Below are 25,731 nucleotides of genomic sequence, written 5' to 3'. Positions count from 1 at the left end.
GGGCGATGCGAAGCATCGAACTGCGATGTGCAATTGCACATCGGAGAATCTCGAGATTCCGGGTTCGCTTCTTTCGACGCGCCCCGGAATGACGGCATTGGCACATTCGCGCGACATTGGATCCCGAATGACGCTTTCAGACCCTTCAAATCTTTGGTCGGGACCAAAACCATGTCCGCCATGTTGTTAGCGCAGCAAGTCCTCAACGGGCTGCTCGACGGCGTCTATTACCTTCTGATCGCGCTCGGGCTGTCGCTGATCTTCTCGCTCGGCGGCATCGTCAATCTTGCCCATGGCGCGTTCTATGCCATCGGGGCTTACCTGACGCTGGTGCTGTCGCCCTGGCTGGGCTTTGGCGGCTCGTTCGTTGCCGCGCCCGTGGCGGTGGCCTTGCTCGGCGTGGTGATCGAGCGCACGCTGTTCCGCCGCTTCTATCGCTCCGATCCCATCCTCTCGCTGCTGATGACCTTCGGCCTCGCCATGGTGGCCGAGCAGGGCCTGCGGATGATCTTCGGCGCACCGCCATTGTCCTACTCGATCCCGCCCTGGCTGCGCGGCCAGGTCTTCCTCGGCAGCTTCATCTATTCGTTCTACCGCGTGGTGCTGCTCGGCATCGCCGCGACCTGCATCGCGTTGCTGTGGCTGTTGCTACAGAAAACCTCGTTCGGCCGGGTGGTGCGTGCCGGCGTGCAGAACCCCGACATGGTCGGCGCGCTCGGCATCTCGCTGCAGCCCTATATGTCGGCGGTGGCCGCGCTCGGCATCGGTCTTGCGGGACTGGCCGGCGTGCTGCTGGCGCCGATCTATTCGATCCATCCCGCGATGGGCCAGGAGATCATCACGCCGGCCTTCGTGGTCGTGGTGATCGGCGGGCTCGGCTCGTTCTGGGGCGTGGTCGCCGCGGCGCTATTGGTCGGACTCGTCAAGGGCGTCATGGTCGGGATCGGCTATTCCGCCGCCTCCACCGCGGCGATCTATCTCCTGATGCTTCTGGTGCTGCTGTTCCGGCCGCGCGGCCTGTTCGGCGAACGCATCCTGCGGTTCGAGTGAGGCGCCGCGGATGCTGAAACGCCTGCCCATTCCATTGTTGCTGGCCGCGTTCGGGCTGCTGCTGCTACCGCCGGTGCTGCTCGCGCTCGGCCTCACCATGACCTCGGCCACCGAAGTCGTGGTCTATGCCACGGCTTGCATGGCGCTGAATATCCTGGTCGGACATACCGGCCTGGTCTCGTTCGGCCACGGCGCCTGGTTCGGCCTGGCTGCGTACGCCGCGGCGCTGATCCAGCGCAATCTGATGCAAGATTCGTTCTTCGGCCCGACTATATCAGGCGTCCTGATCGTCATGGTGGTCGCCACCGCCTTCGGCTTTTTGATCCTAAGGCGGCGCGGCGTCTACTTCTCGCTGCTGACGCTGGCGCTGGCCGCGATGCTCTATGCGGTGTCGTTTCGCTGGACCGAAGTCACCGGCGGCGAGAATGGCCTTGGCGGCATCACCCGGCCGATGCTGCTCGGCTTTAATCTGGAATCCTCCACCGACTATTACTGGCTGGTGGCACTGATCGCGTTCGCCGTGCTGATTCTGCTGTGGCGGTTCCACAATTCGACCGTGGGCAGCGTTTTGGTCGCGATCCGCGAGAACGAGCAGCGCGCGCGCTTCCTCGGCTATCCGACCAACCGCTACAAGCTCCTGGCGTTTCTGCTGTCGGCCGGTATCACCGGGCTTGCCGGCATTCTCCTGTTGTACCAGAACCGTATGACCTCGGCCGACCCGATCTCGGTGTCGTTTTCCGGCGACCTGCTGGCGATGGTCGTGATCGGCGGCATGCGCAGTTTCTTAGGCCCCGCGCTCGGCGCGCTGTTCTTCATCCTGTTCCGCGAATTCCTGGGCATCTATACCGAGAACTGGCTGTTCTGGTTCGGCCTGGTGTTCGTCGCCTTCATCGTCTTCTCGCCGACCGGTCTCGTCGGCGTCGGCGAGCGGCTGCTGGCGCCGTTCCGCAAGAAGACCATCGAGGACGCCGCGATGTCGGCGCGGCGCATCGAAGTGCTGCCGCTGCCTGAATTCCTGCGGCCGAAAGCTCACATCGACGGCGCGGTGCTCGCCGCGCATCACATCTTCAAGAGTTTTGGCGGCATCAGGGCGGTGCAAGGCGTCGATATCGCCGTCGCCGACCGCACGCTGCACGCATTGATCGGTCCCAACGGCGCCGGCAAGACCACCGCGTTCAACCTGTTGTCCGGCATGTATGCGCCGGACGAGGGCACGGTGTCGCTGCTGGGCAGGCCGACCGCCGGTCGTACGCCGGAGGAGATCGCCACCGCCGGCATCGGCCGCTCGTTCCAGATCACCAATCTGTTTCCAGCGCTCAGCGTCGGGGAAAACATCCGCCTCGCCGTGCAGGCGCGGCATCCCCGCCGCTTCGATCCGCTGACCAAGGCCTTGTCGATCGAGGCGATCAACGCCGAGACCGACGCCGTGATCCGCTATCTCGGTCTCGCCGGCATCGAGGGGGCCGAAGCCGGCATGCTGTCCTATGGCGGCCAGCGCCTGCTCGACATGGGGGTGGCGCTCGCCACCGCGCCGCGCGTATTGCTGCTGGACGAGCCACTCGCCGGCCTCGCGGCCGCCGAACGCGAGCGCATCGGCGCCATCATCAAGCGCATCTCGTCCGATTTGCCGGTGCTGCTGGTCGAACACGACATCGACCGGGTGTTTCAGCTCGCCGACCAGGTCACGGTGATGAACGAAGGCCGGGTGCTGCTCGACGGCTCGGTCGAGGACGCCCGCAGCAGCGCCAGGGTGCAGGAAGTCTATATCGGCTCCGGTGCCACCGAAGTCGCCGCGCGGCCGCGCGAGACCGCCGCCCGAATCAGCTCCCTGTTGACGGCAAGCCACATCGACACGTTTTACGGCAAGAGCCATATCCTGAACGACGTCAGCTTCACGCTGCATGAAAACGAAATCATCGCGCTGCTGGGCCGCAACGGCGCCGGCAAGTCGACGCTGTTGAAAACGCTGATCGGGATCGCGCCGGCCTCGAACGGATCGATCAAGCTCTCCGACCATGAGCTGATCGGGCTCTCCTCGGCGGAATCCGCGCGGCTCGGCATCGGCTATGTGCCGCAGGGCCGCGGCCTATTCGCCGGCATGAGCGTGGAGCAGAATCTCGAGCTCGGCGGCCTGAAGCGCCAGACCGGCAACGGCGTGCACTGGACAAGGGAGCGGATCTACGAATATTTCCCGCGCATTGCCGAACGGCTTGACAGTCCCGCGGATTATCTCTCCGGCGGCGAGCAGCAGATGGTTGCGGTCGCCCGCGCGCTGTCGGGCGACGTGCGCCTCCTGCTGCTCGACGAGCCCTTCGAAGGGCTTGCGCCGACCGTGGTGGAGCAATTATTCGAGACCTTCGACCGCCTGCGCAAGGAAATCGCCATCATCATCGTCGATCACAATCTCGATTTGGCGCTGGCGTTGTCCGATACCACGGTGGCGCTGGAACGCGGCCGGGTGATCCACGAGGGACCCTCCAGGGCGTTGAAGGACGATCTCGATCTGCGGCGCAAGGTGCTCTGGCTGTAAGGGAGTTGTGAGAACAGAATGGCAAGCAGTGAACGTAACGTCGCCATCGTCGGCGCCGGTCTGATCGGACGCGCCTGGGCCGCGATCTTCGCCCGCGCCGGTTGGAACGTGCGGCTGACCGATCCGCATATCCCGACTCTGAAGGCAGCACCCCGGCTGATCCGCGACGAACTGCACGCGCTGGCGCGCCATGGCCTCGCCGCCGATCCCGATGGCGCGATGACGCGGGTCTCGGTCGCGGCAAGCCTGCAGGAGGCCGTGCTCGACGTCGAGTTCATCCAGGAGAACGGACCGGAAAAAGTCGAGGACAAGCGGGCGATCTTTGCCCAGCTCGACCGGCTGACGCCACCGAGCGCGCTGCTGGTGTCCTCGACCTCGGCCATCGTGGCATCGCGCTTCACGGAAACGCTGCCGGGCCGGGCGCGCTGCCTGATCGGCCATCCCGTCAATCCGCCGCATCTGGTGCCGCTGGTTGAACTCTGCGGCGCGCCATGGACCTCGCCCGAGGCGATCGACCGGGCGCGTAACATCTATCGCGAGATCGGGCAAGTGCCTGTCACCATCAGCCGCGAGATCAACGGCTTTGTCCTGAACAGGCTGCAGGGCGCGCTGCTCGCCGAAGCGTTTCGGCTGGTCGGCGAAGGCTTTATCTCCGCGGACGATCTCGATCACACGGTGAAGGACGGCCTTGGCTTGCGCTGGTCTTTCCTCGGTCCGTTCGAGACCATCGAGCTCAACGCGCCCGGCGGCATCCCCGATTATTGCGCGCGCTATACCGGATTCTACAAGGAGCTAGCCGCATCCGCTGCCGGCCCCGAAGTCTATCAAAGCCCGAATGTCGACCGGGTGATCGCGGCCTGGCCGCATCAGCCGGCGCCGGAGCGGATCGCCGACCTGACGCAGCGGCGCAATGAGCGGCTGGCAGCGTTGGCCGCGCACAAGGCCGCCCAGAACGACAGATCATGAAATGACGATCCAGAAGAATGAGAGCAAGAACATGAGCCGCAAAGTCATCATCACCTGTGCCGTGACCGGTGCGATCCACACCCCCTCGATGTCGAAGGCGCTGCCGGTGACGCCGCAGGAAATCGCCGACGCCGCGGTCGACGCGGCAGAGGCCGGCGCCGCCATCGTGCATCTGCACGCCCGCAATCCCAAGACCGGCCAGCCCGACCAGAGCCCCGAGGCCTTCGCGCCGTTCCTGAAAATCATCAAGCAGCGTTCGAACTGCGTCATCAACCTCACCACCGGCGGCGCGCCGACCATGACGGTGGACGAGCGCGTCCGCCCCGCCGCAGTCTACAAGCCGGAAGTCGCCTCGCTCAACATGGGCTCGATGAATTTTGCTTTTTTCGGCATGCTCAACCGCTTCAAGAAATTCGAGCACGACTGGGAGCTCAAGCATCTGCAGAACAAGGACATCGTGTTCCGCAACACCTTCCAGGACATCGAATACGTGCTGAAGACGCTGTCGGAGACCGGCACGCGCTTCGAGTTCGAATGCTACGACACCGCGCACCTCTATAATCTGAACTACTTCCTTGAACAGGGCATGGTGAAGCCGCCGCTGTTCGTGCAGACGGTGTTCGGCCTGCAGGGCGGTACCGGGGCTCACCCTGAGGACGTGCTGCACATGAAGCGCACCGCCGACCGGCTGTTCGGCGACAAGATGGTCTGGTCGGTGCTCGGCGCGGGCCGCAACCAGCTGCCGATCGCGGCGATGGCGGCCGCCATGGGCGGCAATGTCCGCGTCGGGCTGGAAGATTCGCTATGGGCGGCGCCGGGCCGCATGGCGGCCTCGAACGCCGAACAGGTGACGCTCGCCCGCAAGATCATCGAGGGTCTCGGACTCGAGGTGGCGACATCCGAGGAGGCCCGCGAAATTCTCCATCTCAAAGGCGGCGACAAGCTGGAAGTGTGACGCATTGCGGGAGGCGTAACTGCGCTGTTCTGCCGCACGACGCCGCATTAGGCCAAATTGCCAATGCGGGCCGCCGCCTTCGCGTGTTGCGCGAACGTCCCGCCATGCTATCGTTCGATAAATTGGCCCGCATGAGGCCGAAAGTTCGAGGGAGGGAACCATGCGGAGCGTGCAGCCGCTCGCCGTAGCAGTGGCGCTATCTTTGCTGGCGATCTCGTCGATCGCGCTCGCGGCCGAACCCAAGCAGGGCGGCATCTTCCGGATCTATCACCGCGACAGCCCCGGCAGCGCCTCGATCCACGAGGGCGCGACCTATTCGGTCAACGTTCCTTTCATGCCGGTGTTCAACAACCTCGTCGTCTACAAGCAGGACGTGGCGCAAAACAGCATGGATTCGATCGTTCCGGATCTGGCCGAGAGCTGGGCCTGGAGCGCCGACAACAAGACGCTGACCTTCAAATTGCGGCAGCGCGTCAAATGGCATGACGGCAAGCCGTTCACATCCGCCGACGTCAAATGCACCTTCGACATGCTGATGGGCAAGTCGACGCAGAAATTCCGCCAGAACCCGCGCAAGAGCTGGTACGAATTCGTCAACGACGTCACCACGCCAGGCGATTTCGAGGTCGCGTTCAATTTGAAGCGGCCGCAGCCGGCGCTGCTGGCGATGCTCGCCTCCGGCTATACGCCGGTCTATCCCTGCCATGTGTCACCAGCGGAAATGCGCACCCATCCGATCGGCACCGGCCCGTTCGAGTTCGTCGAGTTCAAGGCCAACGAATCCATCAAGCTCACCCGCAATCCTGATTATTTCAAGAAGGGCCTGCCGCATCTCGACGGCATCGAGTTCACCATCATCCCGAACCGCTCGACCGCGATCCTGGCATTCGTCGCCGGCAAATTCGACATGACGTTTCCGACCGAGGTCTCGATCCCGCTGCTCAAGGACATCAAGACGCAGGCGCCGAACGCGGTCTGCGTGGTCGCACCCAACAATGTCAGCACCAACATCATCGTCAACTCGTCAGCGCCGCCGTTCGACAATCTCGATATCCGTCGCGCGCTGGCGCTGACGCTCGATCGCAAGGCCTTTATCTCGATCCTGTTCGAGGGCGAGGCGGATGTCGGCGGCACCATGCTGCCGCCGCCGGCCGGCTTCTGGGGCATGCCGAAGGACATGCTGGAGACCATTCCAGGCTACGGTCCCGACGTGAACGCCAACCGCGAGGAGGCGCGCAAGCTGATGCAGAAAGCAGGCTATGGCCCCGACAAGCACCTCGCGGTCAAGGTGTCGACGCGCAACATCCCGGTCTACCGCGATCCCGCGGTGATCCTGATCGACCAGCTCAAGAGCATCTATATCGACGGCGAACTCGACGTCGTCGAGACCGCCAACTGGTTCCCGAAGATCGCACGCAAGGATTATGCGCTCGGCCTGAACCTGACAGGGAATTCGGTCGATGATCCCGACCAGTCGTTCTACGAGAATTATTCCTGCGGCTCGGAGCGCAACTACACCAATTACTGCAACAAGGAAATCGAGAAGCTGTTCGACGAGCAATCCCAGGAGACCGACATCGCCAAGCGCAGGAAGCTGGTCTGGGACATCGACAAGAAGCTTCAGGAGGATGTCGCCCGGCCGATCATCTTCCATGCCCACACCGGCACGTGCTGGCAGCCCTACGTCAAGGGCGTCACCGTCATGACCAACAGCTCCTACAACGGCTATCGCTACGAGGATGTGTGGCTGGACAAGTGACAGCCGGCGCGAAGCGGTCCAGCGGCTAAACGGAGATCAGCCAGGTGTTTGCTTATATCGTGCGGCGCCTCGTCCTGATGCTGGTGACCCTGTTCGGGATCTCGGTCATCATCTTCGTGCTGTTGCGCATCGTGCCCGGCAACATCGTCGACATCCTGTTTGCCGCCGCCGGCTATGTCGACCCCGCCGACAAGGCCAATCTGGAGCGCGAACTCGGGCTCGATCAACCGATCGTCATGCAATATCTGCACTGGATCGGCGGCCTGCTGCACGGCGACCTCGGCTATTCCTTTGTCTCCGAGAAGCCGGCGCTCGACGAGATCCTGCCGCGGATTCCGATCACGGCGCGGCTGGCGGGGCTGGCGCTGTGCTTCTCCGCGTCGATCGGTATTCCCTTAGGCGTCATCAGCGCGGTGAGGCAGGGCACGCGGCTCGACTATTTCCTGCGTGTCGTCAGCCTGAGCGGACTGTCGCTGCCCTCCTTCTGGCTCGGCCTGCTGATCCTGATGGCCTCCGTCTCCCTGTTCGGAACCATGCCCATCTTCAACCCGAACCCGAAAACCTGGAGCGAGGCAATCGCGATCTATTGCGTACCGGCGATGGCGGTCGGCTTTCGCAGCGCGGCGCTGACGATGCGCATCACGCGCTCCTCGATGCTGGAGGTGCTGCGGCAGGACTATATCCGCACCGCGCGCGCCAAGGGCGCGTCGGAAGGCTCCGTCAACTATCGCCATGCGCTGAAGAACGCCATCCTGCCCGTGATCACCGTGATCGGCATCGAGGCGGCGTTCCTGATCGGCGGCCTGATCGTTACCGAAACCGTCTTCAATATCCCCGGCGTTGCCCGCTTCCTGGTCGAGGCGATCCGCTGGCGCGACTATCCGATCGTGCAGAACCTGGTGATGCTGATCGCGGTGGTCGTCGTGCTCGCGAACTTCACGGTCGATATGCTCTATGCACTGGTCGATCCCCGGATCAGGTACACGGACTAGGAGGCGACTTGGCCGCGATCAATTACGATAACGAGTTAAGACGCGCCGGCGCCAACGCGACGCAGGGCTGGCGCAGGCTCGTCTTCCTCGCGCAGCGCCACATGCTGGGCACGATCGGCCTGTTCTTCATGCTGCTGTTCGTGTGGGCGGCGGGGTTCGCCGACCTGATCTGCCGCTACGATCCGCTCAGCGTCGATTCGGCGCACGCACTCGCCCATCCCGATTGGCGGCACTGGATGGGGACCGATTCCTTCGGCCGCGACGTCTGGAGCCGCATCATCCACGGCGCGCGCATCTCGCTTGCGGTCGGTATCGGCTCGACCGCGCTCGGCTCGCTGTTCGGCGTCACCATCGGTCTCGCGTCGGGTTATCTCTCCGGCTGGGTCGATCTGGTGTTCCAGCGGGTCACCGATATCCTGCAGGCGCTGCCGTTGTTGGTGTTGGCGCTGATCATGACGGCGGCGCTGGGGCCAACACTTCCCAACGTGATCATCGCGATCGCCATTCCCTTGATCCCGACGGTGGCCCGCGTCATCCGCGCCAACACGCTGGCGCTGCGCGAGCTTCCCTTCGTCGAAGCCGCCAAGTCGATCGGCATGAGCGAGACGCGGATCGCGCTGCGCCATGTCCTGCCCAATACGCTGGCGCCGCTGATCGTGCTCGCCACCGCCCAGCTCGGCTCCACCATTCTCACCGAAGCCTCGCTGTCGTTCCTCGGCCTCGGCATTCCCGAGCCCTATCCGTCCTGGGGCCGGATGCTGTCGGAATCGGCTGCGGAATATGTCCGCACCGCGCCGTGGCTGGTGATTTTCCCCGGCATCGCCATCAGCCTCGCAGTCTTCGGCACAAATCTGTTCGGCGACGCACTGCGCGACATCCTCGATCCGAGGCAGCGCGGCTGATGAGCGAGCCAGCCATGGAAGCGACGGTTCTCGACGTGAAGAACCTGCAGACGGTATTCTTCACGAATTCCGGGCTGTTCAAAGCGGTCGACGACGTTTCATTCCATGTCCGCCGCGGCGAGACGCTGGCGATCGTCGGCGAATCCGGCTGCGGCAAGAGCGTGACCGCGTTGTCGATCTTGCGGCTGGTGCCCGATCCACCGGGGCGGATCGTCGGCGGCTCGATCATGCTCGAAGGGACCGACCTGCTCGCGCTGGACGAGAACGCGATGCGCGAGGTTCGCGGCAACCGAATTTCGATGATCTTCCAGGAGCCGATGACCTCGCTCAACCCGGTGATGCGGATCGGCGACCAGATCACCGAAGCGGTGCGGCTGCATCAAGAGATGACAAAGAAGGAAGCGTGGGAGCAGGCCGTCAGGATGCTGCGGCTGGTCAGGATCCCCGAGCCCGAGCGGCGCGCGAGCGAATATCCGCATCAGCTTTCCGGCGGCATGCGCCAGCGCGCGATGATCGCGATGGCGCTTGCCTGCCGGCCGGCGCTCCTGATCGCCGACGAGCCGACCACCGCGCTCGACGTCACCATCCAGGCTCAGATCCTGGCGCTGGTGCTCGACCTGCAGAAGCAGCTCGGCATGGGATTGATCCTGATCACGCACGACCTCGGCGTGGTCGCCCAGACCGCGCAGCGCGTCATCGTGATGTATGCCGGCAGGAAGGTCGAGGAGGCGGATGTCGAAACCCTGTTCGCCAATCCGAGACACCCCTATACGCGCGGCCTGATGGCCTCGATCCCGACCGTGCCCTTGCCCGGCGCGAACACCGATGTCCGCCTGACCGAGATTCCCGGCATGGTGCCCTCGCTGACAAACTTGCCGAAGGGCTGCGCGTTCGCGCCGCGCTGTGGCATGGCGCTGCCGCGCTGCCACGAGGAATATCCGCCGCTGCAGGATTACGGCGCCGACCATCTGGCGGCCTGCTGGCGCGCAGGGGAATTGGCGGGGCCGTTATGAGCGACGCGCTCCTCGAAGTAACCGACCTGAAAAAGTACTATCCGGTGCGCAGCGGCATCCTGCGTCGCACGGTCGGCCAGGTACATTCCGTCGACGGCGTCAGCTTTGCGATCGGCGTCGGAGAAACGCTGGGGATGGTCGGAGAGTCCGGCTGCGGCAAGTCGACGGTGGCACGCTCGATCCTGCGACTGGTCGAGCCGACCGGCGGCAGCATCCGGCTCAATGGGCAGGACATCACCCATCTCGGCAAGGCGAGCCTGCGGGCGCATCGCCGTTCGATGCAGATCATCTTCCAGGACCCGTTTGCCTCCCTCAATCCGAGGATGACCGCCGGCGACATCGTCGGCGAGCCGCTGACCGTGCATGGTCTCGCCTCTGGCGACAAGAAGCGCCAGCGCGTCGCCGAGCTGTTCGAGCAGGTCGGCTTGCGGCCGGACCAGATGACAAATTATCCGCATCAGTTCTCCGGCGGCCAGCGCCAGCGCATCTGCATCGCGCGCGCGTTGTCGCTCGGGCCGAGCCTGATCGTGTGCGACGAACCGGTATCGGCGCTCGACGTGTCGATCCAGGCCCAGGTGATCAATCTGTTGATCGACCTGCAGCGCAAGCACGGCTTTTCCTATCTGTTCATCGCGCACGACCTCGCCGTCGTCGCCCATATCAGCCACCGCGTCGCCGTGATGTATCTCGGCCGCATTGTCGAGATCGCCGACAAGACCGCGCTGTTCGCTAATCCCCGGCATCCCTATACGCAGGCGCTGCTGGCCTCCGTTCCGGTGGCGGATCCCAGGGCAAAGCGCCTGGTGCCGCTGATCGACGGCGACGTCCCGAGCCCGATCAATCCGCCCTCCGGCTGCGCCTTCCACACCCGCTGCCGCTACGCGATGGAGCGCTGCAAGGTTGAACGGCCTGAGCTGGCCGAATTCGGCGGACAGCATCGGGTGGCGTGTTTCCTCAATGAGGGCACGGGGCGGGAGAACTGAACTCCATCGCTCCCCTCCCTCCACGCGCATCGCGCGTGGCGGGGTCCGAGGCGAGCAAAGCTCGCTCTCGAGGTTGGGGGTGGGGGGTGTTTCAGCGGGCGCAGTGCCAGCACGAGAGCGAGAACTTGCCGCACCACCCCCAACCCCCGACCCCTCCCCACCGCTGCGCGGAGGGAGGGGAGCAGAAACGAAGCGCGCGCCGCTCGGAATGACGGAATAAGTGTCGCTACGCCGGCGCCTCCGCCTCGATCTCGACCACGATCTTGCCCGTCGTGACCTGCTCGCCCTCCACGACATCGATCGCGGCAATCACGCCTGCGATCGGCGCGGCGTGCACGTGTTCCATCTTCATCGCTTCCAGCGTCATCACGGGCTGGCCGGCCGCGACGCGGTCGCCGGGCTTGACCAGAACCGCCACGACGCGGCCGCTCATCGCGGCGCGGACCTTGCCGTCGCTGCCGTTCACCGCCGCTGTTGCGGGAGCTGCCAGCGTGAGATCGCGGGCCGCCACGGTGACCCCTCGGTACAGGAAGAAGAGCCGGTCATCATCACGGGACCATTTGAAGGATTCGCTGTGACCGTCCCGACGGATGCAAATGGAATCGCTGTCCAGAGCGTCGATCTCGATTCGATACAGGGCGTTTTCCAGGCCCACGCAATAGCTGCCATCGCGCTCGCGGCCGACTTCGAGATCACGGATGCCATGATCGAGTTCGACGCGGATGGGAACCGGGAACGTCGCCGCCAGCGATCGTCCGCCCCGCCATGGCGGCGCATAGGGATCGGTGACGTAAAGCAGCAGCGCCGCGAGTGCGGCGTCAGCGCCGGCGTCCTTGCACGGTCCCAGCAGTTCGTCGCGATGATTGCCGATAAAGGAGGTCGTCGCCTGTCCCGTGGCGAACACGGGATGCCGCAGGCAGGCCGCAAGAAACGCCTGATTGGTAGTGACGCCGAATGCGGCGGTGTGCTCGAGGCCAAAGATAAGCTTGCGTCGCGCCTCGTCGCGGGTGGCGCCATGGCTGACGAGCTTGGCGATCATCGAATCGTAGAACGGGGAAATATCGCTGCCGGATTGCAGCGCGTGCTCGACGCGCAATCCGCCGGGCATCTGCCACAGCGCCATCCGCCCCGATTGCGGCATGAACTCATGCGCCGCATCCTCCGAACACAGCCGCACCTCGATCGCATGGCCGGAGAATGTTACATCCTCCTGCCTCAATCCGAGCGGCTCGCCGCTGGCGACGCGCAGCTGCAGTTCGACCAGATCGAGCCCGGTGATGGCCTCCGTGACGGGATGCTCGACCTGCAGCCGCGTGTTCATCTCCATGAAGTAGAATTCGCCGCTCTTATCCAACAGGAACTCCAGCGTGCCCGCGCCCTCATAACGAAGCGACTTGATCGCGTTGACGGCAATGGCGCCCATCCGCGCCCGCAATTCCGGCGACACAGCCGGCGACGGCGCTTCCTCGATCAGCTTCTGGTGCCGCCGCTGCACGGAACAATCGCGCTCGCCGAGATGGATGGCGTTACCGTGGCGGTCACCGAACACCTGGATTTCGATATGGCGGGGATCGACGATCGCCCGCTCCAGGATCACGGTGGCGTCGCCGAACGCCGCTTTGGCCTCGGACCGCGCGCTGCGCAGCGCATCGGGGAAAGCTGACGCGTCGGCGACCAGCCGCATGCCGCGGCCGCCGCCGCCGGCGACGGCCTTGATCATCACAGGAAAGCCGATCTTGTTCGCTTCCGCGGACATCACGGCGTCGCTTTGGTCCGCGCCCTGATAGCCGGGTACGCAGGGCACGCCGGCCGCCAGCATGATCTCCTTGGCGCCGGCCTTGTTGCCCATCGCCTTGATCGCCTCGGGCGACGGCCCGATGAACACGAGATCCGCCTCGCGACAGGCTTGCGCAAAATCCTCGTTCTCGGCGAGGAAGCCGTAGCCGGGATGGACGGCGTCGGCGCCGCCGGCTTTTGCCGCCGCGATGATCGCTGCGATATTCAGATAGGATTGCGCCGGCAGCGCCTCGCCGATCCGTACCGCTTCAACGGCCTCGCGTACGTGCAAGGCATCGCGGTCGGCGTCGGAATAGACGGCGACCACGCCATAGCCCAGCCGTCGCGCAGTGCGCATGATGCGTAGTGCGATCTCGCCGCGGTTGGCGATCAGGATCTTGCGGAATTCTGTCACTTTCGTCGACCCGTTCCTCATGGCCGGGCCACCGAGAACTGCATGGCTTGCGGCGTGCGCGCCTCGGCCTCGCGGCAGATCGCCAGCACCTCGCTCAGGATCGCGCGGGTGTCGCGCGGATCGATCACGCCGTCGTCGAGCACGCGCGCGCTGGTCGCGAACACGTCCATCTGGCCGTCGAACACGCCCGTGATCTGCGCCTTCATCGCCTCGATCTTTTCCTTCTCGATCGGCTTGCCGCGCCGGATCGCCGCGGCTTCGGTCACGATCGCCATGGTTTCGGCGGCCTGCTCGCCGCCCATCACGGCGGTCTTGGCGTTGGGCCAGGAGAAACAGAAGCGCGGGTGGAAGCCGCGCCCGCACATGCCGTAATTGCCGGCGCCGAACGACGCGCCGCAATAGATCGTGATCTGCGGCACGGTGGCCGAGGTCACGGCCTGGATCATCTTCGAGCCGTGCTTGATCATGCCTGCTTCTTCGTAGGCCTTGCCGACCATGTAGCCGGTGGTGTTGTTGAGATAGAGCAGCGGCGTGCGCGACTGACAGCAGGCCTGGATGAAATGCGTCGCCTTGTTGGCGCCATCAGGATCGAGCGGGCCATTGTTGGTGATGATGCCGATCGCCTGGCCCTCGATGCGGGCGTGGCCGCACACGGTGGCGGGGCCGTAATTGACGCCGAACCCGGTGAAATCGGAATCGTCGACGATCCGCGCGATCACCTGCCGCATGTCCACGGGGCGCTTGTGGTCCATCGCCATGATGCCGAGCAGTTCCTCGGGATCGTGGCGCGGCGGGCGGTGCGCGGTCGTGCTCGCGGCCGGGCGGTCCCATTCCAGATTGGCCATGATGTCGCGCGCGATCCGCAGCGCGTCGCGGTCGTCCTCGGCGAGATAGTCGCCAAGGCCCGAGATACTGGTATGCATCTCGGCGCCGCCGAGTTCCTCTTCGGTGGCGATTTCTCCCGTGGCGGCCTTCAGCAGCGGCGGGCCCGCGAGAAACGCGCGGGTGCGGCCGCGCACCATCACGATGTAATCGGATAGACCCGTCTGGTAGGCGCCGCCGGCGGTCGACGAGCCATGCGTCACCGTCACCACCGGGAGGCCTGCCGCGGACAGCCTCGCGAGGTTGCGAAAGATGTTGCCGCCACGGACAAAATCCTCGACGCGGTAACGCAGCAAATTGGCGCCGGCGCTTTCGACCAGCTGCACGTAAGGCAGCTTGTTCTCCAGCGCCAGTTCCTGCACCCGCAGCGTCTTGTCGAGGCCGTAGGGTTGCAGCGCGCCGGCATCGATGCCGGAATCGCTGGCGCTGATCATGCAGCGGATGCCGGCGACGAATCCGATGCCCGCGATCAGCCCGCCGCCCGGGACGCTCTTGTCGGGATCGGGCACGTCGAAGCCGTAACCCGCGAGCGTCGAGAGCTCGATGAAGGGCGCGCCGGGATCGAGCACCAGCGCCACGCGCTCGCGCGGCAAAAGCTGCCCGCGCTTGTGAAAGCGGTCCTTGGCCGCGGCCGACGCCGCGCGCGCCCGCTCCTCAAGGCTGCGCAGCCGCGCAATCAGCGCCAGCATACCCTCACGGTTGGCCTTGTAGGCGGCGCTGGACGGGGCGATGGTCGATTCAATGATGGCCATGGATATCCTGCTTCTTCGTCATTCCGGGGCGCGCGTCAGCGCGAACCCGGAATCTCGAGATTCTCAGATGTGCAATTGCACATCGTAGTTCGACGCTTCGCGTCGCCCCGGAATGACTGAGAGTTGTTGGGGCGGAAGCCACCGCTACGCCCGCTCCTTCGCAAAATAATCGGCAAAGGCCTGGCGCAGTTCGACCTTGCGCAATTTGCCGGTCGCGGTCATCGGCATTTCATCGAGGATGCGGATGAATTTCGGCACCTGGAAGCCGCCGAGATGCTGGCGGCAATGCTCCGACAGGCCGGCCTCGTCGGCCACGGCACCCGGCTTCAATTTGACGAAGGCCGAGACCGCCTCGCCCCATTGCGGATGCGGCAGGCCGACCACGGCGGCGTTCTGCACGGCGGGATGGGCGAGCAGCGTCTCCTCGATCTTGACGGAGGCGATGTTCTCGCCGCCGGACTTGATCATGTCCTTCTTGCGGTCGAGGAACAGCACCTCGCCATTTTCGTCGATCAAGGCGAGATCACCGGTATGGTGCCAGCCGAATTTGCGCGCCTCTTCGGTCGCCTTCGGGTCCTTGTAATAGCCCATCATCACATTGGGCCCGCGATGCACGAGTTCGCCGGCATGGCCATGGGCTAACAGATTGCCGACATCGTCCATGATCGCGGTCTCGTTCACGATCAGCGATTCGCCCCAGTAATTGCCGAAGCGCTGAAGCTGGACCTCGGGGCGCGACATCGTGGTGGCCGGATACATCTCGGTCTGGCCGCTCGACAGAACAAAATTCGGGCAGAGATCGGCGATGGCGCGCTCCAGCAGCGGGCGGCCCATCGGCGCCATGGTATAGATGCAGGCGCGAAGACCCCTGAGATCGAACTCTTTGCGGCGCGGATGATCGAGGATCGCCTGATACATCAGCGACAGGCCGACGAAGACGGTGAGCTTGTCGCGCACGATCGCTTCCATGCACACGACCGGATCGAAGCCGCGCATCAGCGCCATGCGGCCGCCGACCGAAAGGTAACTCAGCAGCAGCACGTGGCCAGCGCAATGGAACAGCGGAAACTGCCCGGTGATGCCGTCGTCGCGGCCAAGCTGCATCTCGATGCAATTGCTCATGACCGCCATGACCACCGCGAGATGGCAATGCATCGCGCCCTTCGGCCGCGACGTCGTGCCTGAGGTGTAGATGATCATGGCGAGATCGCGATCGTCGATCTCGATCTCCGGCTCGATCTCGGATCGACCTTTTGTCAGATTGTTGAAATCTTTGAGCCCCGCAGCGGCGGCGGTCCCGGCGAGATCGATCGCGATCAGGTCGATGCCGCGCTTTTGCAGCGCCGCGCGCCGCTCAGCTTGCGCATAGAGATTGTCGTCGATGATCGCAAAATTCACCTCGGCATGGTCGAGGATGTAATCCATGTCGGCCGGGCCGAGCATGGTGTTGATGGGGACCCAGACGAGGCCGGCGCGGTGAATGCCGAACAGCGCTTTGACGAATTCGACCGAGTTGTTGCAGATGGTCGAAATCTTCTCGCCAGGCTTCAAGCCCCGCGCTACGAGGTAGTTGGCGAAGCGATTGGCGTCGCGCTCGATTTCGGCAAAACTCACCCGCCGCGCGCCGTCGGTGAGCGCGGTCCGATCCGGAAACCGCGCCGCCGCGCGCTTCAACAGATCGCCGATCGCGACCCGCCCGATCCGGCCCGGGCCCGGCACGCCGCCGGTGGCTGCGAGGTTGGTCATATGATTTCGCTCCCTCATTATTTCGTCATTGCGAGGAGCGAAGTGACGAAGCAATCCATTTTTTCTTTGTGTTGCGGCATGGATTGCTTCGCTTCGCTCGCAATGACGGTCAGGCTTGATTGACGCTAATGCCTGACCCCAAAAATCTGCCGCGCTTCCGCGGGGCTGGCGATAGCGCGGCCGGCGCGACGGGCGCAGGCCGCGAGTGCTTCGACCAACTGCCCGTTCGAGGTCACCTTGGTGCCGTCGCCGAGATAGAAGGTGTCTTCCAGGCCGGAGCGCAGATGACCGCCGAGGTCGGCGCAGCGCTGGTGCACCGGCCAGATTTCCGCCCGTCCGATCGCGGTGACCTGCCAGTGCGCTTCCGGCGCCTTCAGCTTCAACAATATCGGCAGCAATTCCGGATCGGCCGGCATGCCCGACGCCACGCCCATCACGAAATTATACTCCAGCGGGCCCGAATACATCCCGGTCTGCCGGTACATCCCGACGCAGCGCACGATGCCGACGTCGAAACATTCGAATTCGGGAATCGTGCCGGCCTGTTTCATCACGTCGAGATAGTCGCCGACCTTCTCGACCGAATTGTCGAACAGCATCGGCGGCCACGCCCAACTGTTGTCGGCCTTTACCTTCAGATAATTCAGCGACCCGGCGTTGCAGGCCGCGATCTCCGGCCTGGTCTCGCGCACGCAATCGAGCGGGCCCTTGTAGTCCGGGCCTGACTGGCCCGTGGTGTGATTGATGATGACGCCCGGACAGGCCTCGCGGATCGCCTGCTGGATTTCGCGGGACACCGCGACCTCCCAGGACGGCAGATGTCCCTTGCCCGGCGCCTGCTGGCGCAGATGGATATGCATGATGCTGGCGCCGGCATCGAAGGCCGCCTTCGCCTCGCGCGCCATTTCCTCCGGGGTGACCGGCACGTGATGCTGTTTCGGGTCGGTCAGCACGCCGTTCAGCGCGCAGGTGATGACGGCCTTGTCGCTCATGGATGGACTCTCGCTTGGGGCCGGGATGCGACCATAGCGATCATGCGTGCGTCGTCATCCGGCTTCTTGCGTCCATGCGCTACCTGCCGATCCGGATCGCGAGATCGCGCGAGCCCGAGAAAATCGCGCGCGGCTTCAGCCCGTAGAACCTGCGGATCGAATGGCTGAAATGCGTGGAGTCGGGATAGCCGATATCCTGCGCCAGATGCGCGAGATTGAGATCCTGGTTGGCGAAATGCAGCAGATGGCGCGCGCGTTTCCAGGCGCGGAAAGCGCGGAACGAGATGCCGGTCTCCTGCTTGAACAAATGCAGGAAACGCGACGAGGACAGCCCGGCTTCCGCGGCGCAGCTTGCCGCCGTCACCGGCTCGCCGCAGAACCGGCCGATCTGCGCGATCGCGCGCGTCACGCGCGGATCGAGGCCGCGCCGCGGCAGCGCCTCGCCGAAGCACATGATGTCGAACGCGCTACTGCCGAGATCGCCGGCACAGGGCTCGAGCAGCAATTGCTGGTAGGCCGCGCGGATACGGTTGGCGAAAAACCTTCGCTCCGCTCCCGACAGGCGCCTAGCGAGATCGTCGAGCGCGCCGGCTGCGACGGTTTCGGGCTCTACAAGGACGCAGATCACCGAGCGATAGTCGCTGGCGATGGTGTGCCGCACGTCGGGCTGAACCACCGCCAGTTCGCCATAGCTCTCACCGCGGCCTTCGACCGATAGCCGCAAGCCGCCCTGGATCGCGACATAGACGTGGAACGCGCCCGAGCCGCGCTGGCGCGGACGGCCGAGCAGGCCCGCGTAAAACACGCGTTCGGGCGTAATCAGCATCAAATGGCCGGATTCGCAGCCTTTTTCGTCCATGGTCGACCCTCCCGGCGCGGCTCTTGCGGCCGCTGCGTGAGGTCAACCATAGCGTCTTTCCGGGGCGATGCGAAGCATCGAACTCCGATGTGCAATTGCACATCGGAGGATCTGGAGCGCCGTCATTCCGGGGCGACACGAAGTGTCGAACCCGGAATCTCGAGATTCCGGGGCTGGTGCTGCGCACCATCCCGGAATGACGAAAGGATCAGGCGCGGACGCGGGGGGCCACGTTCTGTTCGGCCCCGGCCCGGGTTTCCGCGGCCACCGCCCGCTGGTAGCCGTCGCGCGCCTTCAGGCGCGCCCAGTAGGCCGCGACGTTGGGTCCGAAATCCCGGGCCAGGCCGATGGTCTCGGCCAGCCGCAGGGCATAGCCGATCACGATGTCGGCCGCGGTGAAGCGGCCGGCGACCAGCGTCTCCGCACTCGCCGTCGCGGCTTCGACCGCGCGCAGCCGCCCCAAAAACCATTTGGCGTAGTCGGTGGCGACCTGCGGATTGCGCCGCTCTTCCGGCTCGAGCTGGGTGTAGCGCAGCACCAGGGTCTGCGGAAAAGTCAGCGTGGCGTCGGAAAAATACATCCAGTTCAGGAACGCGCCGTAGGCCGGCTCGTCGACGCCGACGACCAGCGGCGTCGGGCCGTATTTCGCGCCGAGATAGTGACAGATGCCGGAAGATTCTGTCATCTTCGTTTCGCCATCGATCATGAAGGGAATGGTGCCGAGCGGATTGAGCGCGAGGTACTCCTTGGCGAACACCCGCGGTGGGAACGGCAGCATTTTCAGCTCATAGGGCAGCCCCATTTCTTCCAGCATCCACAGCGGCCGGAACGAGCGCGCCGCGTCGCAATGGTAAAGCGTGATCATCCGGCGTTTTCCCTTCTCCTGATTTCAGACCAGTCTGGAACGCCGGTGAACCATCCGCAAGTGCGATCGGCGGTGAGCGAGTTCATGAGCTCCCCTCCCTCCCAACGAGGGTCGTAGGATGAGATCATGAGCTCCCCTCCCTCCACGCGCAGCGCGCGTGGCGGGGAGGGGTTGGGGGTGGGGGGTGTTTCAGCGGGCGCAGTGCCAGAACGAGAGCGAGAACTTGCCGCACCACCCCCCACCCCCGACCCCTCCCCGCCGCTTCGCGGAGGGAGGGGAGAAGATGACCCTCATGGTGAGGAGCGACTTCGCGCGTCTCGAACCATGAGCAACACAACTCGTCCTTCGAGACGGCGCAAGTGCGCCTCCTCCAGCGATAACGGCAAAGCCGTCACGCAGGAATGAGGTCTACCTATTGCTTTTGTCGCGCTCCCGGCAATGTACCCATCATCTTGCACAATACCATCAGCATCACCTCGTCGGCGCCGCCGCCGATCGAGGTCAGGCGGCTGTCGCGATAGGCGCGGCTCACCGGCGTTTCGTTCATGAAACCCATGCCGCCCCAATATTGCAGGCAGGCGTCGGTCAATTCGCGTCCCAGCCGTCCGGCCTTCAGCTTGGCCATGGTCGCGAGCCTGGTCACATCTTCGCCCGCGACCAAAGCTTCCGCGGCGCGGTAGATCAGCGAGCGCAGCAGCTCGACCTCGGTCTGCAGTTCCGCCAATTTAAAGTGCACGATTTGGTTGTCGAGGATCGAGCCGCCGAACGCCTTGCGGTTGCGGGTGTATTCGATGGTCTCGGCAATGATGAATTCGTGCGCCTTCAGGCAGGCGGCAGCACCCCACAGCCGCTCCTCCTGGAACTGGATCATCTGGTAGGTAAAACCCTTGCCCTCCTCGCCGATCCGGTTGCGCTTCGGCACCCGCACATTGTCGAAGAAGATCTGCGCGGTATCGGACGAGCGCATGCCCATCTTGTCGAGTTTTCGCGCGACCTCGACACCCCTTGACTTCATGGGCACGCAGATCAGCGACTTGTTGCGATGCACCGGCCCGTCGCCGGTATTGGCGAGCAGGCAGATCCAGTCGGCCTTGACGCCATTGGTAATCCACATCTTGCCGCCATTGATGACGTAGTCGTCGCCGTCGGAGCGCGCGCTGGTCTTGATCGAGGCGACGTCGGAACCGGCGCCCGGCTCGGAGACACCGACGCACGCCACCGCATCGCCAGCAATCGCCGGCGCCAGAAATTCGCGCCGCACCTCGTCGGAGCCGAACCGCGCCAGCGCGGGCGTCGCCATATCGGTCTGCACCCCGATCGCCATCGGCACACCGCCGCATCTGATGGCGCCGAGTTCCTCCGCCATCATCAGCGCGTAGCTGTAATCGAGCCCCTGGCCGCCGAACTTCACCGGCTTGTTGAGCCCGAGAAAGCCGAGATCGCCGAGCTTCTTGAACAGCTCGTGCGAGGGAAACTGCTCCGCCTTCTCCCATTCGTCGACAAAGGGATTGATCTCGGCGGCGATGAATTTTTGCAAGGCGCGGCGCGGCTCGTCATGGTCGGCGGTAAAGAGCATTTTTGTTCCCTGTCATTCCGGGCGGCGCGCTTCGTCTACCCCCCTCCCCCCCGCGCAGCGGCGGGGAGGGGTCGGGGGTGGGGGGTGCTTCAGCGGGCTCAGTGCCAGCACGAGAGCGAGAACTCGCCACACCACCCCCCACCCCCAACCCCTCCCCGCCACGCTGCGCGTGGAGGGAGGGGAGCTAATCTTACTGAGCCCGCGACCAGCGCGATGACTCTTCAGTTTGCTCGTCATGGCCGGACTTGTCCCGGCCATGACGGAATATCACAGCCCCATCTGCCGGCTCGCCAGGTCCTTCATGATCTCCTCGGTGCCGCCGCCGATCGCGTTGACCTTGACCTCGCGATAGATGCGCTCGACCTTGATGCCGCGCATGTAGCCGGCGCCGCCGAAGATCTGCACCGCCTCGGAGGCGCAGAACGCCATGGTCTGCGTGGCCTGGTTCTTCATCATGCAGATTTCGGCGACCGGGCTTTCGCCCTGCCCGAGCCGCCAGGCCAGCATTTCCAGCATCGCCTGCGAGGCCGCGACGCGCTGCGCCATGTCGACCAGCTTGTGGCGGATCACCTGATGCTGCGAGATCGGCTTGCCGAAGGTATGGCGCTCTTTGGCATAGGCGATCGCATCCTCGACGCAGACGCGGGCGTACGCCGTGCAGCTCGCCGCCATGCCCATCCGCTCGCTGTTGAAATTCTGCATGATCAGCTTAAAACCCTGGCCTTCCTCGCCGATCAGGTTTTGAGCGGGCACGCGGCAATCGTCGAAATGAAGCGTCGCGGTGTCCGACGCCCACCAGCCCATTTTCTTGAGTTTGGTGCGCGACAGGCCCGGCGTATCGCCTTCGGTCAAAAGCAGGCTGACGCCATCCGCCCCCTCCCCGCCGGTTCGCACCGCGACCGTCAGATAGTCCGCGCGCATGCCCGAGGTGATAAAAGTTTTCTCGCCGTTGACGACATAATGATCGCCGTCGCGCCGCGCCTTGGTGCGGAGATTGGCGACATCCGAGCCGCCGCCGGGTTCGGTGATCGCCAGCGCCGAGATCTTCGCGCCCGACAGCACCTCCGGTAGCACCCGCGCCTTGATGTCGGGCCGCGCCGCGCGCGCGATCGGCGGTGAACCGATGGTGTGGCTCATCAGGCTGGCGCTGACGCCGCCGGCCCCGGCGCGCGCCAGTTCCTGCGAAGCCACGATCTTCATGAATTGATCAGCGGGCACGCCGCCGCACTCCTCCGGGAAGCCGAGCGCCAAAAGGCCGATGCCGGCCGCCTTGGCATAGAGCTCGCGGGGGAATTCGCCGGCTTCGTCCCACGCGCTGGCGTAAGGCTCGATTTCACGCGAAACAAAGCCGCGCATTACGTCGCGGAACGCTTCGTGCTCTTCCGTATAAAACGGGCTCTGCGCCCGGCTGCGCTCCAGCATCGTGTTCTCCCGAGGAATCACCTTGGCCGGTATCGGCCGGCGCGGGCTTGCGTCGAGTGGCTGGCATGCGGCCGAGTTGGACGGATCAAGCCACACCCGAAAGGCGCTTCTCTTATCCCTCCCCCCGCACTTGCGGTGGGGAGGGTGGCTGGCCGAAGGCCAGTCGGGTGGGGGGTGCCTCCGCAGGCGAGACGCCAGCGACCAAAACCTCAATGCAGCCGGACTGTGAATAGCCCGGAGAAGATAGCAATATTCGTATTGCTACCCTGCATTGTGCCATCGTACGTGGCACCCGATTCGCAAGGACGTAGATTGAATGACCGCGCCTAAAGCCTTTATCTCGTACAGCTGGAGTTCTCTCGATCATCAGCAGTGGGTTCTCGATTTAGCAACTCAGCTTCGAGAGAGCGGCGTCGACGTCATTTTTGACAAATGGGACTTGAAAGAGGGTGACGACGCTATCGCGTTCATGGAGCGAATTGTCACAGACAAAAGCATCAAGAAGGTAATTGTAGTTTCAGATAGAAAGTACGCAGAAAAGGCTGATGGACGACAAGGCGGCGTCGGCACCGAAACGCAAATCATTACCCCGCATATCTACAAGAAGGTTCAGGACCAAAATAAGTTTGTTTGCGTGATCTCTGAAACCGACGGGGAGGGGAAACCTTATGTTCCCACCTACTATCAATCTCGTCTTCACATTGATTTGAGCAAAGAAGACATTTTCGCGGAAAATTTCGAACAACTTCTAAGATGGATATTCAATAAGCCCGCATATCCAAAACCTCAGCTCGGAAAGGCCGACGGATTGTTTCTCCCGAGATGGAATTACCATAGTCTTCCCGTGCGTGAACTTACGGGTGCCGACAAGCTTGGGAAGCATGCGTAAACTAACTTGAGCTAGCGTGGGCCGTGAAACGGCCGACGGGGTGGCCTCCGGCGAATTTCCGAATTTGGCCACATTCTGATTTTCCGAATTTCTTCTTGACCCCGACCCCAAATCAGCAATATACCGATCCCGTCCCGCCCCACTCAGAGGGGCGTTGCGCAACGTCACGAACGTAGGGGCGGGATGCGGTGGACGCGAATGGTGCTGTAGACGACGGCGCCTGACGCGGACGGAGAAGTCGTGTGGTTCTGACGCCCCGACGCTGGCGTCAAGTTCTTGAGATGCAAATTTCTCAGGGGCGACGGTGGCAAGAAAGCCCGGTCACCGGGAAGAGCGCGAAGGAAGCCGTTAAAACCATTGCGCGGGGAATGCCGGGCGTTTTCCGGTGTGACCTGACCAACGCGTGTGCGCTCTACCACACTCATTGCACACGCGGCTATCGGGCGCATCGGGCGCCCGGCATTCCCTGCGCCCTCTGAAATGAGAGGGCGGAACGAGCAGGCCAAACCTCGCGCGGAACGTGCGGCGAGAATGCGGGCGCACATCCCTTCGTCATTGCGAGCGCAGTGAAGCAATCCATCGCGCGGCAAGAAAGAAAGCTGGATTGCTTCGCTGCGCTCGCAATGACGGCATCTTGCAACGACGGTATCGCTTGCCAATAACGGTATCCGGATTTTGACCCCCTCCCCAGCCACTCGACGCAAGACAGCCTTTGCATCCTGCCCCGAACTGGCTTCGACGCGGCATCATGCACAAAACACCCGCTGGCCAATGGGAGCGAAGTTGGGCATGCTGCACGCCATGCACGGGATCAGGGCACAAGACCGCTGAACCGGGGAGGAAAATTTTTGCCAGTTCGTCACTATGACTGGATCGCGCATTTCGGACGCCGCACGCCGGACAAGGTCGCGGCCGTCGATCTCGCCAGCGGGCGCCGCTTCACCTACGCGCAATTCGATGCCCGCATTTCCCGACTCGCCGCGCATCTGCGCCGGGGCCTCGGCATCCAGCGCGGCGACCGCGTCGCCGTGCTCGCGCTCAACACAACCGATACGCTGGAGGTGCAGTTCGCGTGCGGGCGTATCGGTGCCGTGTTCCTGCCGCTGAACACCCGGCTCACCGTTCCCGAACTGCACTACATCGTCGGCGACGCGGCGCCACGGCTGATGGTCCATGATGCCGACCTCGCCGAGATCGCGCTGTCGGTTTCAAAACTGTGCAAGGTCGACTCCACGCTGCTGCTGGGGCCCGGCGGCTCCTACGAGGCCGCGATCGCGGCTGCAAAACCGCTCGACGAGATCGAGATCGTGACGCTCGATGACATCTCGACCATCATGTACACCTCGGGCACCACGGGCCAGCCGAAGGGCGTCATCATCACCCACGGCATGACGTTCTGGAATTGCGTCAATCTCGGCGGCCCCGCCTACATCTCGCCCTCGTCGGTGTTGCTCACGGTGCTGCCGCTGTTTCATACCGGCGGGCTCAATTGCTACACCAACCCGGTGCTGCATGCCGGCGGCACCGTGCTGATCATGCGCGCGTTCGATCCGGGGCTCGCGCTTGCCGTGATCAGCGACCCCGCGCAGCGCATCAACGTGTTCTTCGGCGTGCCCTCGATCTATCAGTTCATGGCGCAGCATCCTTCCTTCGCGACCGCCGACTTCAGCCGCCTCGTCAACGGCGGCGTCGGCGGCGCGCCGATGCCGGTGCCGCTGCTGAAAGTGTGGGAGGAGCGCGGGGTAGCACTGCAGCAGGGCTACGGCATGACCGAGACCAGCCCCGCGGTGCTGACGCTCGACAAGGAGGACGCCGCCCGCAAGGCCGGCTCCTCCGGCAAGCCGGTGCTGCACACGGAAGTAAGAATCGTGACCCCCGACGGGCGGGACGCCGCGGTTGGCGTAACAGGCGAATTATGGGTCAAGGGGCCGAACATCACGCCCGGCTACTGGAACCGGCCCGACGCCAACGCTTCGTCCTTCACCGACGGCTGGCTGCACACCGGCGACGCCGCGCGCATCGACGAGGAAGGTTTCTACTACATCGTCGACCGCTGGAAGGACATGTACATTTCCGGCGGCGAGAACGTCTATCCGGCCGAAGTCGAGAACGTGCTGCACCAGCTCGCGGCGATCGCCGAAGCCGCCGTGATCGGCATCGCCAGCGAGCAGTGGGGCGAAACCGGGATGGCGATCATCGCGGTGAAACCGGGACACAGCATCACCGAGAGCGAGATCCACGCACATTGCGCCGCCAACCTGGCGCGCTTCAAGCGTCCGCATGTGATTCAATTCGTCGACGCCCTGCCGCGCAACGCCACCGGCAAGATCCACAAGCCGACCCTGCGCAAGAATTTTGCAACTCCCGCGCCCGCCGATATCGCCAAAGCCGCTGCCTCCTGATGCCT

The 25,731-nt window shown here is 64.1% G+C and carries 19 protein-coding genes; 11 read left to right on the top strand and 8 right to left on the bottom strand.

Features of this window, described 5'->3' with window-relative positions; translation table 11 throughout:
- The first annotated feature begins 171 nt into the window (after positions 1-171).
- From B5525_RS12915 to B5525_RS12875, 9 genes are all read left to right on the top strand, one after another.
- Positions 172-1,050, top strand: a complete 879-nt coding sequence (locus B5525_RS12915) for a branched-chain amino acid ABC transporter permease (RefSeq protein WP_079566351.1) — start codon at positions 172-174, stop codon at positions 1,048-1,050.
- Positions 1,051-1,060: 10 nt separating this feature from the next.
- A complete protein-coding gene (locus tag B5525_RS12910) occupies positions 1,061-3,580 on the top strand; it encodes a branched-chain amino acid ABC transporter ATP-binding protein/permease (protein ID WP_079566350.1) in 2,520 nt (839 codons plus the stop codon).
- Between the two features lie 18 nt (positions 3,581-3,598).
- A complete protein-coding gene (locus tag B5525_RS12905; RefSeq protein ID WP_079566349.1) occupies positions 3,599-4,546 on the top strand; it encodes a 3-hydroxyacyl-CoA dehydrogenase in 948 nt (315 codons plus the stop codon).
- A 31-nt stretch (positions 4,547-4,577) separates the two neighbouring features.
- Positions 4,578-5,501, top strand: a complete 924-nt coding sequence (locus tag B5525_RS12900; RefSeq protein WP_079573295.1) for a 3-keto-5-aminohexanoate cleavage protein — start codon at positions 4,578-4,580, stop codon at positions 5,499-5,501.
- Between the two features lie 160 nt (positions 5,502-5,661).
- Entirely contained in the window at positions 5,662-7,260 is a 1,599-nt protein-coding gene (locus B5525_RS12895; RefSeq protein ID WP_079566348.1) for an ABC transporter substrate-binding protein, read from the top strand.
- Between the two features lie 44 nt (positions 7,261-7,304).
- Positions 7,305-8,252: an ABC transporter permease gene (locus tag B5525_RS12890; RefSeq protein ID WP_079566347.1), complete on the top strand. Its 948-nt coding sequence runs from the start codon at positions 7,305-7,307 to the stop codon at positions 8,250-8,252.
- A gap of 8 nt (positions 8,253-8,260) precedes the next feature.
- Positions 8,261-9,154 (top strand): ABC transporter permease, encoded by an 894-nt coding sequence (locus B5525_RS12885; RefSeq protein ID WP_079566346.1) that lies wholly within the window; start codon positions 8,261-8,263, stop codon positions 9,152-9,154.
- Positions 9,154-10,167 (top strand): ABC transporter ATP-binding protein, encoded by a 1,014-nt coding sequence (locus B5525_RS12880; RefSeq protein ID WP_079566345.1) that lies wholly within the window; start codon positions 9,154-9,156, stop codon positions 10,165-10,167. Before B5525_RS12885 ends, B5525_RS12880 begins: the two co-directional genes overlap by 1 nt.
- Positions 10,164-11,150 (top strand): ABC transporter ATP-binding protein, encoded by a 987-nt coding sequence (locus tag B5525_RS12875; RefSeq protein WP_079566344.1) that lies wholly within the window; start codon positions 10,164-10,166, stop codon positions 11,148-11,150. The genes B5525_RS12880 and B5525_RS12875 overlap by 4 nt, the downstream gene beginning before the upstream one ends.
- A 226-nt stretch (positions 11,151-11,376) precedes the next feature.
- Here the strand turns inward: B5525_RS12875 and B5525_RS12870 are convergent, their stop codons facing one another.
- The 8 genes from B5525_RS12870 to B5525_RS12835 all read right to left on the bottom strand — a co-directional run bounded on the left by B5525_RS12870 (position 11,377) and on the right by B5525_RS12835 (position 22,435).
- Positions 11,377-13,362 (bottom strand): acetyl-CoA carboxylase biotin carboxylase subunit, encoded by a 1,986-nt coding sequence (locus B5525_RS12870; protein ID WP_079566343.1) that lies wholly within the window; start codon positions 13,360-13,362, stop codon positions 11,377-11,379.
- Positions 13,359-14,975, bottom strand: a complete 1,617-nt coding sequence (locus B5525_RS12865; RefSeq protein ID WP_079566342.1) for an acyl-CoA carboxylase subunit beta — start codon at positions 14,973-14,975, stop codon at positions 13,359-13,361. The genes B5525_RS12870 and B5525_RS12865 overlap by 4 nt, the downstream gene beginning before the upstream one ends.
- A 144-nt stretch (positions 14,976-15,119) precedes the next feature.
- Positions 15,120-16,721 carry an AMP-binding protein gene (locus B5525_RS12860; RefSeq protein ID WP_079566341.1) on the bottom strand — a complete coding sequence of 534 codons (1,602 nt, stop codon included), beginning with the start codon at positions 16,719-16,721 and terminating at the stop codon, positions 15,120-15,122.
- Positions 16,722-16,846: 125 nt separating this feature from the next.
- Positions 16,847-17,713: a 3-keto-5-aminohexanoate cleavage protein gene (locus tag B5525_RS12855; RefSeq protein ID WP_079566340.1), complete on the bottom strand. Its 867-nt coding sequence runs from the start codon at positions 17,711-17,713 to the stop codon at positions 16,847-16,849.
- A 79-nt stretch (positions 17,714-17,792) separates the two neighbouring features.
- A complete protein-coding gene (locus B5525_RS12850; protein WP_079566339.1) occupies positions 17,793-18,572 on the bottom strand; it encodes an AraC family transcriptional regulator in 780 nt (259 codons plus the stop codon).
- Between the two features lie 208 nt (positions 18,573-18,780).
- Positions 18,781-19,437 (bottom strand): glutathione S-transferase family protein, encoded by a 657-nt coding sequence (locus B5525_RS12845; RefSeq protein ID WP_079566338.1) that lies wholly within the window; start codon positions 19,435-19,437, stop codon positions 18,781-18,783.
- 412 nt (positions 19,438-19,849) lie between these two features.
- Positions 19,850-21,013, bottom strand: a complete 1,164-nt coding sequence (locus B5525_RS12840) for an acyl-CoA dehydrogenase family protein (protein WP_079566337.1) — start codon at positions 21,011-21,013, stop codon at positions 19,850-19,852.
- A 267-nt stretch (positions 21,014-21,280) separates the two neighbouring features.
- Positions 21,281-22,435 carry an acyl-CoA dehydrogenase family protein gene (locus B5525_RS12835; RefSeq protein WP_079573293.1) on the bottom strand — a complete coding sequence of 385 codons (1,155 nt, stop codon included), beginning with the start codon at positions 22,433-22,435 and terminating at the stop codon, positions 21,281-21,283.
- A gap of 316 nt (positions 22,436-22,751) precedes the next feature.
- Here B5525_RS12835 and B5525_RS12830 point away from each other — a divergent pair, with 316 nt between their 5' ends.
- Together B5525_RS12830 and B5525_RS12825 are read left to right on the top strand one after the other, a co-directional pair.
- Positions 22,752-23,324, top strand: a complete 573-nt coding sequence (locus B5525_RS12830; RefSeq protein ID WP_079566336.1) for an SEFIR domain-containing protein — start codon at positions 22,752-22,754, stop codon at positions 23,322-23,324.
- Between the two features lie 848 nt (positions 23,325-24,172).
- A complete protein-coding gene (locus tag B5525_RS12825; RefSeq protein WP_079566335.1) occupies positions 24,173-25,726 on the top strand; it encodes an acyl-CoA synthetase in 1,554 nt (517 codons plus the stop codon).
- Positions 25,727-25,731 lie beyond the last annotated feature (5 nt).

Source organism: Bradyrhizobium erythrophlei (assembly GCF_900129505.1).
Taxonomy (GTDB): domain Bacteria; phylum Pseudomonadota; class Alphaproteobacteria; order Rhizobiales; family Xanthobacteraceae; genus Bradyrhizobium; species Bradyrhizobium erythrophlei_D.
The sequence above is the reverse complement of the archived record's forward strand: the minus strand, read 5'-3'. Positions and strand labels throughout refer to the sequence as shown.